4 protein-coding genes are annotated in these 10,624 nt (G+C 66.3%); all 4 read right to left on the bottom strand.

Annotation, left to right across the window (positions count from 1 at the left end; genetic code table 11):
* Positions 1–23: 23 nt before the first annotated feature.
* Positions 24–1,415 carry a hypothetical protein gene (locus NR164_RS15695; protein ID WP_079443712.1) on the bottom strand — a complete coding sequence of 464 codons (1,392 nt, stop codon included), beginning with the start codon at positions 1,413–1,415 and terminating at the stop codon, positions 24–26.
* A gap of 25 nt (positions 1,416–1,440) precedes the next feature.
* A complete protein-coding gene (locus tag NR164_RS15690; RefSeq protein WP_256822937.1) occupies positions 1,441–5,097 on the bottom strand; it encodes a hemagglutinin protein in 3,657 nt (1,218 codons plus the stop codon).
* A gap of 30 nt (positions 5,098–5,127) precedes the next feature.
* Positions 5,128–8,352, bottom strand: a complete 3,225-nt coding sequence (locus tag NR164_RS15685) for a hypothetical protein (protein ID WP_256822936.1) — start codon at positions 8,350–8,352, stop codon at positions 5,128–5,130.
* A gap of 83 nt (positions 8,353–8,435) precedes the next feature.
* Positions 8,436–10,274 carry a Hint domain-containing protein gene (locus tag NR164_RS15680; RefSeq protein WP_256822935.1) on the bottom strand — a complete coding sequence of 613 codons (1,839 nt, stop codon included), beginning with the start codon at positions 10,272–10,274 and terminating at the stop codon, positions 8,436–8,438.
* Positions 10,275–10,624 lie beyond the last annotated feature (350 nt).

Below are 10,624 nucleotides of genomic sequence, written 5' to 3'. Positions count from 1 at the left end.
AACTGGAGCTTCAGCACGACCCATCAGGGACGCGGGGTCAGACGACGCAGGTTGCGCTGTGCATGTGCAGGCGCGCGGGCGGCCCCGTTGGCGGGCGCAGGTGCTGGCGGCGGGCTGGTTCTGGCAACCTCGTCGGCCAGAGGAACGCTGGCGAAGGCCTCGGCGAGCTGCTTGCTGCTCTTGGGCAGGCGGTTGCTGGAAAAACCGATGAAACGGATGTTGCGCTGGTCCACGGAGGATTGCGCAGTCACCTCGTAGCCCCAGTTCATGCCTTCGGCGAACGCGGCGGTCGGGGCCGTCAACTCCTTGGCCGGAGGGAAGCTGAAGTTGCCTTTCTTGGTTTCCCGCCCCCAGTACAGGTTGGTGTAGTAGTTCTGGTCGGTCTGGTAGGTGTAATTGGTATTCAGCGCGCCCTGGGTGTTGGAAAGCGGTACGTCGAAGTAGGTCGAGACCAGGTGATTGGGCTGGACATGTTCATCGGCCCACCAGGGGCCGCGATGGTCGGCGAACGGCAAGAACGCGTTGATGGTGTCCAGGGAGGGATGGTCATGGCTGGTGTCTGCGCTGACGATGATCGTCGCGCCGTAGGTCAGCGAGGCGAAGGTCCTGACCACTTGCGCGGCCTCCTTGCTGATGAGCGCGTTGGACACCTTCAGCCCGAAGGTTGTAGAGCGGCTGCCATGGTGCGGTGCCTGGAGCATGAAAGAATTGGACAGCCAGACTTTGTGTTCGAGGAAATGCCGATTGACGAACTGGAAGGTCGAAAAGGTCGCGTCGCCGAAGATCACCGCGCCGACGTTGAACATCTGCAGGTAGATGCCCAGCGAGGTCGAGTTGGCCAGGTTGCCGTCGGGCTCATCGTAGGCTGCGTAGGCAACATCGACGTCTACTCCCTGTTTGGTATCGGCCATCGGTGTATTGACCGCGATCACATAGGCATTGACGCTCTCGTTGCCCCAGATCGAGTGCCAGTGCTGCGGGTCGCCCGTGGGGAAACTGCTGGTGCCTACGGCGAAGTTCAAGACGTGGGTGCTGGCATCCTCGGTACGCTTGCCCAGTTCGCCCAGCACATTCTTGGTTTTCTTGCCGGCGTACCACTTGTAGCGACCGCTATGGAATACGTGGCCGATCTTCATGTTCGGCAGTTCTTCCAGCAGGCCGCGGATCAGGTTGATGTGGTCGGCATCCTTGTGCGAAAGAAAGACCGCGTCCAGGTAGCCTTCGTCGTCATCGCTGCGCGCGATGATCCGCTGCTTGAGAAACTGGATGGTCGGGCGTCCCGCACGGCGGCGGGTTTTTGTCGAGCCGAGGTCGAAGAGGGCGTTGGCAATGACGTTATCGTCGTCGTCATACCCTTCGAAATAGGTACACATGCCCTGGCCGACATCCAGGCAGTAAAGGCGTTGTTTGCTCATGGGCAGCGTCCCTTGCTGTTGATTTTCAGATAACCGGCGGCGTGCGCCGTCCGGAACGCGCCAGGCGCTTGCTGTCCGGCGTTCGCCGGGCCACCTGGCGCGGTGCCGGGGCGGCAAGCACGGCTTGCTGTTTCTTCTTGTCCTCATCCTTGAGGTAGGCCGCGTACCACCCCAACGAAGTCTTCGGGCTGCCGGGAGCGCCGAACAGCATCAAGTCGGCATTGCCCGGCGGGAAGCTCCAGGCCAGCACCGACAGGGCGAAGCGGCGCATGCGCAGCAGGTAGTTGAGGCGGTTGTCGCTGTCGCGCCAGGTTTCGAAGAGGAAGGTGCGAAAGCCCAGCTTGAGCACGCCCTGCAACGGCAGGCTGCCATTGATGGCATTGGACATGCCCAGCTTGATCCCGAAGTAGACCGGTGGGTCGCCGGCCACCGGTTCCGGGCCCCAGGCGGCGAGCACGGTGATCTTCAGGCCGATGGCGCCGCTGAGGGCGCCGAGGGTGCCCATGTCCAGGGCCAGGCTGAGGCCGAACCAGGGCGCCGCCAGGGGTTGCTGGTCCAGGGGCGCGCCGATGGAGGTGAAACCGAGGCTTTCCGGGGTGGCCCCTTGCGGCGGCTGGCCGACGGGGGCCAGGTCGGGGGCGGCGACCAGGCCGTCGAGGCGCAACGGAAAGTTCTCCACCAACGAGGCCGGACGCGCCAGCGAGGCGCCGGGGCCGGTGTTGAAACCGACCCCGGCCTCGCCGGAAGTGAAGCGTTGCTGCGACGGATCCTCCATGGCAAAGGACATGGCCACCACCAGCCCTTGAAAACTCAGGTAGCCGTTGACCGCGTCGCCGGGGCCATAGCCGAACAGGTCGAACTCGGGAATCTCGACGAAGGCCAGGCGCCCCGCCAGCACGAAGTTGGCGGTGAGTAGGCCGTCCACCGGGGCGGCGGCGGTCTCCAGCCGGCAGTCGCGGATATCGATGGAGGCCAGGGCCGCGCCATTGCTCTGGAACACGTTGTTGCCCAGCAGGCTGAAGGAATAGCTCGGCTGGCCACCAACACGCTGATAGCTGCCAGTGAGGATCAGGTTGTTGCCACGGGCCCGATCGACCTTGGCCAGCCATGAGGCGAACAGGCGGTTGACCATCAGTTCGGCTTCGGCGGAGAAGTCCACCACCCGCGCATTGTCGAAGCGCACGCGCATGGAGAGGGTCTTGTAGCCGAAGGGGATGGTGGTGGAGGCCACCAGGTCGTCCGGGTCGTTGTAATCGATCAGGCCGAACACGGCGGTCTGGCCCAGGTCGATGATGCCGTTTTGCGGCGTGTACGGGGTCAGCGAGAAGCCGACGTGATGGGCGTAGAAGCGCGAGCGGTCGACCCCAGCGGCCATGAAGCGCAGGGCCGAGGGCATGTCCTGGAAGTCGATCGGCGCATTGAGGAACAGCACGCCGTTCCAGCGCGGGTTGTCCAGCACCTCGTGATAGAACAGCACCAGCGGATCGCTGTCGCCGATATCCGGGTCGAGAACGGCCAGGCGCGCCTTGCTGATCACCGCGTCGAGTGCGGCCTGGGTCGGGGCCAGCGAGCCGTCCGCAGCCTGCGCGACTGCTGGCCAGCACCAGGCGCCGGTGTCCGCTGCGAGGTCGGTGATGGCCCGGCCGCAGTACTTGAACAGCATCAGCGTCGGGGTCAGGGCGTCGTTGCGCCAGGAGCGCGGCGAGAGTTGGAAGGTCCAGCCTTCGATATCGGCGCGCAGTAGGCCCGCCGCCGCTTGCGCCGCGGCCAGGTAGTCGCCGGCGCTGGCCGCCACTACGGCATCGAACGCGGCTTCGTTGGGGAATTCCGGGTAGCCGAGTGCCTTCAGGGCATTGTTGATCGCCTGGGCCTGGGCGGCCGGGACCCCGGCGGCGAGCAGGCGCGAGACGGCGTTGGCGGCGGTCAGTTGATAGGCCACCGAGCTGCCCTGGTCCATGAAGGTGTCGACGTCGGCCACCACCATGAACAACTGGTTGGATTGCAGCGCGGCCTGGAAGGGCGGCTTGACCTCGGTGAGGATCAACTGCCCGGTATCCGACTGCGGCATGTTGGCGAACAGCACGCCGGCCCATGCCGATTGCGCGGCGTCGAGCACGGCGATCAGGCCGCTGGGGGTAACGCCCAGCGGTGGGGTGTCGGCATTCGCAGCCTCGGCCGGCACGCCGAGGCGCAGGCGTCCGGTGGGCGCGCTGCGCGGTGCTTCCAGTGGCGGCAGGCCGATCAGCTTGCGCCGGATGGGCGCCAGGGCGGCGTCCTCCAGATGGGCGGCCTGGTCGATCGCCTGCGGTGCAATCCGTGCATAGACCCCCATGGGCCAGACCACCGGCGTGCTCTGCTGGCTCGCCTGCAAGGTCGGCAGGGTGGCGGCGTTCATGTTCAGGTAGGAGAGGAAACCCGCCACCGGCACCCTGGCTGCGTTGAACAGCGGCGAGCGCGGCGGCTGTGCTTCGTAGCTGCGGCCACCGCCGCCATCGGACAGCACGGTGGCCCAGGCGGTGGTGCCGAGGTCGCTCAGGGCTGCGCCGTTCGCCTCCTCGCTGGCGGGCGGCAGATAGGCCGCGCCATTGGCCTGGAACAGCAGCAGTGAGGTGCTGTCCTGCGGCAGCACCACGGTCTCGGTACCGGCGACGCCGAGGATCAGGCGTGTGTTGCCATCGCTGCTGTGCGCCTGTTGGGGCGTGCCGAGGTCGAACAGGCCATCCGGCGCCAGGTGCCAGACCAGGTTGGCACTGGCGACATCCGCGGCATCGAACAATGGAGTACGCCCGAAGCTCAGGCGCGCCCCCGGCAGGTCGCCGCTGCTGGCGCGTGGCGTGGCCAGGGTGGTGTGTCCGGTATTGCTCAGTTGGGCAAATCCCAGGGTCGGCACGCTGCCTTGCCCGGTGGCGAAGACCAGCGCACTGCGTTGCGGCAGTTCGGGGTTCAGCGGATCGAAGGCCACGGCCAGGTCGAAGGGCGTGGCGTCCAGTTGGCGGAACAGCGGCATGTCGATCAGGTTGACTTCGCCCACCGGGCTGTCGATATCAGCTTCGCCGTAGCGCAGCATGACGCCGAGACGCTGCATGTCGTCGGCCTCCTCGTCGAGGCCATTGCCGGCGCGGATACCGAAGGTCAGGCAACCCAGCTGCGTACCGTTCAAGGGCAGTGGGCATTGGGGTTGGGTGGCGGCATAGACGCCACCCGGGGCGAAGAAAGACAGGCCAGCGCCGTCGAACAGCAGGCTGTCGCTGCCGGCGACCAGGCCGCTGCCACCTTTTATCGCCACCGCGTATTGGCCGAGGCCGAAGCGCATATCGCGCACTACCCGCCAGCCGCCGCTCGGCTCGCCAACGGGCAGCGCGTCGATGCCCTGGGTCTGCCACTGGCTGGCGCTGTCCGCCGGGTTGGCGATCCACAGCAGGCGCAGCCAGCCCTTGGGCGACAGGCGCGGCCACAGTGCGCGCAGGTCAGCGACGAACGTCGCCGGATCGGCGGGGGCGTTCGCGCAGAACAGATAGGCGCCGCCCTGGTCGGCCCAGGTCTGCGCCAGGCTGGCGCTGGCGCCGAGGTCGCTGCCGGGGCTGGCCAGATAGCCTGCCCAATAGTGCTCCAGGCCACTCTCTGCGAGGGTGGAAAGGCGGTAAAGACCCGCCGTGACGTGTTCGAACACCGGTACGCTCATGACGGCTCCCTGTCGCGAGGCGGTGATGGATCAGGGCTGGGTGGTGATAACGGCATCACCCGGCAGCAGTGGTACGGCCAGCGGTGTCCAGCCTGGGGCATAGTTGCCCAGCCCGCTCCAGTCCAGGCGCAACGGCCAGGCGCCGGTGCCCAGGGCTGCGGTTGGGTCCAGCACGGCGGCACCCAGCCCGCGCAGCACCCGCACGCCATGCACCGGTAGCGCCGCAGGCACTGGCATGCGCCCGGCCAAGGCCAGCAGGTTGGCCACGGTGGTGCCCACCGGTACCACCAGCGGCGTGCCGTCGAGGGTGACCCGCAGGCACGCCTTGGGCACCGCGCGACCGCGGAAAAAAGCCACCGGCACGGTGCCGCCGGGCACGTTGCTGGCGCTGTTCAGGGCGGTGAAGCTGGCGGCTGCGGCGAGCGTGAAGTTGTTGGTCGTGGTAGTGATTGCCGGGTCGCTGGCGCTGGCCAGGGCAGACGGCGAGAACAGGCGGTAGAACGGGGCGATGAAAGCCGGGAAATACAGGTCGGCGGCATCGGCGACCCCGCCCATCTGCTGGGTGCTGTCATGGGATGGCGGCGGGTTGACCGAGAGTGCGCCGCCGCTGACCAACTGACCGATAAAGGAATCCCAGCCGGTGCTGATGCTGCCCGAGCTGTCGACGAACTGGCCGACCGGGTAGTCCACCGTCGGCCCGGCGACATAGCCGTTGCTCCACTTCAGGTCCGAGGCGGTCGAAGAGATAGTCTGGAAGGGGCTGGCGGCCACCCGCAGGATCATCCCCGGCCGCAGGTCCACCGAGCCGAGGGTAGCCCCGGTATCGGGGGAGGGGAACGCCAGGCCGAAGCCGTAGTACAGCGATTCCTCGAAGGTCTGCGGCATCACTCGAGCCAGGGCGTCCTGCACGGCGATGATGCCCCACGCAGCGGCACCGGCGCTTTCCAGGGCCTGGAGAAAGGCCACGTAGGCCTTCAGCAGGCCGCTGCGCAGGGGGCTGCTGTCGAAGGTCCAGGGCGAGTCGATGCCGCTGGAGGCGATGGCGAGACTGTAGGGGTAGGTGGCACCCGGGGCCGCCGCCAGGGTGAATGGGCCGTTGCTGATGGGCAGGCCGCTGAGGCTGCCGGTCTTGCCGATCTGCGGCAGGTACAGGGTCAGCGCGGCGGCCGGTGCGTTGCCACTGAGGGCGGTGCTCAGGGTTTGCGCCGGGATCAGGTGCGGGAAGCTGGTCGAAGCGGCTTGCGCGGATGGAATGAAGGCGCTGCGGTACAAGGCCGAGGCCTGGTTGGACGGGCCGATATTGGGGGTGCCGAGCACCGGCTGGTTGGCCTGGACCACCACGCTCAGGCTGGCCTCGGCGTTGCTTGGGGTGTAGGCCCAGCTTTGTTCGAGCACCCCGGCGCTGGAGGTGAAGGCCTGGTCCACGCTGGTCGTGCCGGTCACGGTTTTCAGTACCGAAATCCGATAACTCTGCCCCTCACTCACGGCGCTCCAGCGGGCGCTGAGGGTGGCGCCGTCGTAGTCCACCGCGACATCCCGCACGGGCGTGGTGGCCAGGGCGAACGGCGCGCTGGCAGGGCCGACGAGGGTGCAGCCATTGACCACACCGGCGCTGCGCAAGGTGACGCGCGCCGGATTGCCGCCGCTGGCCAACTGGGCGGGGGTAAGCGTGGTGCTGGTGCCGCTGAGGTCCAGGTGCTGGCCGCCGGGCAGGCTCAGGCGGTAGCCAGGAGCGCCGCTCAGGACGGCCCAGCTCAGGGTGCCGCTGCCACTTACCGCATCGGTGTCCCAGGTGCTGATCTGCGGGATCGTCAGCGGCACGCCGAGGGCCGTGGTGCTGGTGTTGCGCACCACGCCCGTGGCGGGCGCCAGGCCGACGCTGAGGGTCGCGCCGTCGACGTTGACCGGCAGGGCCAGGCGTGCGGTATTGCCGTTGACGCCGAGGCTGCTGATGGCCGCGCCGTTGAGCAGCAGGCTGACCGTGGTGAGTGCGGGGCTGGTCAGCGACGTCGGGGCTTGCCAGGTGACATCGATACTACCGTTATCGGCGCTGACCACCAGGCTGGTGAAGCTGGCGCTGCCGGTGATGATCGGCAGCAACTGGCCCTCGGCGCCGACGCCGCCGTCGGTGCCGAGGGCGATGATCTGCGCGACCCAGGCCTGGGCGCTGTCCAGTGCGGTGTTCAGGGTGATGCTGCCCGAGGTGGCGCTGGCATCGCTGACCGTCGCGGCAAAACTCTGCCCGCTGGACAAGGACACCGCCTGCAGGGTGTAACCGGTCACGGCCGGGTTGTAGGGCATGACCCAGTCGAGCTTGAGTGCGCTGCCGTTATAGTCGACCGCAGTCAGCACCGGGCGCGTCGAGACGATGGCGGTCAGCGGGCTGACCAGGCCGGCGCCGCTGGCGGTGAGGGCGGTGACCGAGAGCTGGAAGTTCAGGCTGTCGGCCAGGGCGGCGGGCAGGGCCAGGGTGGCGCTGCTGGCATTGCCGCCGGGGACGTCGACGCTGTAGCCGGTGGCGCTGGCCAGGTTGCTGGCGCTCAGGCGGTAACCGACGATTGCGCCGGCATCGCTGCCGGTCCAGCGGGCGACGATACAATTGCCGTCGCGGTACAGGTTGGTCTTGCCCAGCACCGGGCGGACCATCGACGTCGGCGGAAAACTCGCAGCGTTGGAGCGTGCGCTGGCGCTGTTCTCGCCGACTGCAGCGACGTACACCTGCCACTCCGAGTTGTCGCCCAGACCGCCGCCGAGCTTGTCGTTATCGACCACCGCGAAGCCGGTCTGGGCGCCGCTGACCGGGATGTTGTAGGTGGTGCCGATACTCTGCGACACCACGACGATTTCATAGCCGGCCGCCGCCTGCGACGAGGGTTGCCATGTCACTCGCAGGCCGAGGCCGTCGTACAGCGCCTCGTCCAGGGTGGGGCGCACGGTGGGCAGGATCACCGGTGCGCTGTTCTGCCCCGAACTGGTGCCCCACTGCGCCTGGACCACCACTTGGTAGGTGACGTCGGTGTTCAGTGGCTGGTTCAGGGGCAGGTTGCCGATCCCGGTGTTCCGGCCCTGGAAGACCGGGCTCTGGTAGGCGACCACGGGAGTGCCTCCGCCCAGCCAGGCCAGCTGGATGATGTAGCCGGTGACGCCAGTGTCGCTCGAGGGGGTCCAGATCACCCGCACGTTGCTGCCGTCGTAGATGGCGGACTGGATAACTGGGTCGTTGCTGTTGTTCTGAACTTGTGCGTGGACGGCCATGCGTGCCTCCGGAAGAAGGGCTGGAAAGAGGAAAGCCGGAATAGAGGGGCGTCAGGGGATGCGCTGGCGCATCCCCGCTGGCGTCACTGGTCGGGGGTATTGTCGAAGTCCTGCAGCCACTCCTTAGGCAGGGTGGCGCGGATTTCGGCGCGGCTGCGCAGTGGCATGCGTTCACCCACCGAGGCCAGCGACTGCTGCATATTGGCGTCGCCGGTGAGCAGGCCGCCGGCGTAGTAAGTGCCTGCGGTCGGGTAGGGTTGGGTCAGCAGGTTATGGACCTTGCCGCTGTACTGCTCCAGGTTCAGTTCGGTGACCATGGCCTTGCCGTCGATGCTGCTCAGTTCATCGCCGACCCGCAGGTAGCGGGCCTGTACCGGCAGGCCGTTGGCAAGGATCATCGGGTGAGTGCGGGTGACCAGGACGTTCTGCCCGCCATCGGTCTTGATCCGGATCATCGGATGGGGTTCGGTGCCCAGGGTGGTGCCGTACACGTCGTTGGTCTTGCCGTCGGCGCTCTTCACCGACTCGCCGCCCTTACCGGTAAAGGCTTCCACTGGGCGCTTGCTGCCGTCGGCCAGGGTGATCTCGGTGCCCTCGGCCAGGCAACCCTGCATGATGTATAACGGCGGGATGATATTGACCCCCGGGGTGCCGAGGTAGGTGCGGTCGCTGGTGAAGTTCAGGGTGCCGAATGGCGGCTGCTGGCCCGGGCTGCCGTTGAGCGAGACATAGGCGGTAACCCACAGGTTGGCGGCGGTGCCGTTGTAGTAGTTGATGCAGTTGCCGGTGTTGGGGAAGGCCGAGGCCGGGTAGTTCCACGAGATGGTCTGGTCCTTGGCTGTCCAGTACTGCTGCTCGAGCACGGTGCCCTGCTGGAAGTACACGTTGCAGCCACCGCCGGCGGGGTTCTGGATATAGATCGAGGTAACCCCGGCCGGTGGCGAAACCACGGTGTTGGCGAAAGTGGCCGAGCCCGACAGCGGGAAGACGAAGTTGGTCGGGTGTGCGTCGGCGTTCCAGTAGTCGCATTCCTGCTGGCTGCCGCGGTACCAGCACAATTTGATCGGCGTGGTGTTGGCCTTGGTGTTGGTGCAGGTGGTCTCGTAGGTGCCGGTGCAGTTGCCGTTGTTGCGCACGCAGTAGTTCGGCTGGTTGAGGCAGGCGCTGGTGGGGTTCAGGGTGTCCTGGAAGGTCTGCACGAAGACCACCGGCGGTTCGATCGGACCGGCGTTGGCCGGGTAGTAGTAGAACAGGCCCTTGGCCTGGGTGGTCGGGTTACCGTCCGCAGCGGGCAGCAGGCCGGAGACCTGCACACGGAAATCCGTGCCCTGGCTGAACTGGCTGCTGGACTGGGTGGCGTAGACCTTGCCGGTTTCCACCTCGTACAGCTCCATGACGATGGACGTGGAGGTGGTCCCGCCTACCACCGAGGAAATCCCCGTGGCCTGGTAACCGGGCTGGGCGGCCGCGAGGGTCGCCTTGGCCTTGTTGGCGCTGGAACCGTTGTCCTGGGAGAAGGTGGCGATGAAGTTGAGGTTCTGGATGCCGTCCGTGGCAGTGGCATTGACTGCCAGTGCGCGGTTGGGGCGGGCGGCGTTTTTCTTCAGCTCGGCGACACCGATGTCCCGGCCCTTTTCCAGGCTGCGGAATAACTGCGGCGAGTTCTCCGGGGTTTTCCCGGCGCGCTTGAAGGTTTTGGTGATGTACCGGTAGTGCAGCGGATTGGCCAGGTCGAGGCGATGCGGGATGCCGGGGCTGACTTCTGCATCCAGGGCCTTGATGTCGGTCAGGGTCTCGGCACTGAGTGCTTTGCTGTCGGGGGTCTTGTAGGCGGCCTGGACCGGAGCGATCGCCACGGGGGCGAGTACGGCCAGAGTGAGAAAAGCGTGACGCACAGCTCGAACGAAATCGCGAGTCGCCATGATGTCTTCCCTGAGGTGGTGGCTAGCGGCTCACTGGCACCCTGTGCCAATCCTTATGAGCGCTGGGTACTCAAAAACATAGTAGGGGGGGTAGGAAATTGCAAATTAATATTTCAGCGGTTTTTAGCGTGCTAAATAGCGTTGCGTTCTGAGTAAGTGCCCGTAAATATTGTGTCAAAAGGCTTTTTGTGACCGGCTGGTCAGCCTTGGGGCGGCGGAATTCGAGGCTTATAGCGGGGAGGGTGGCGAAGTCTGGTGAGGCTTTTTGACATCATCTTTGCCGAGGTATTGAGCAGGGGAATCGGAAGTGTTTGCTGAAAAAAACTTCTTCGTCTGTTCCGGTTTCATCG

Origin of the sequence: Pseudomonas sp. Pse79, assembly GCF_024519615.1 — a bacterium.
Taxonomy (GTDB): Bacteria; Pseudomonadota; Gammaproteobacteria; order Pseudomonadales; family Pseudomonadaceae; genus Aquipseudomonas; species Aquipseudomonas veronii.
The sequence above is the reverse complement of the archived record's forward strand: the minus strand, read 5'-3'. Positions and strand labels throughout refer to the sequence as shown.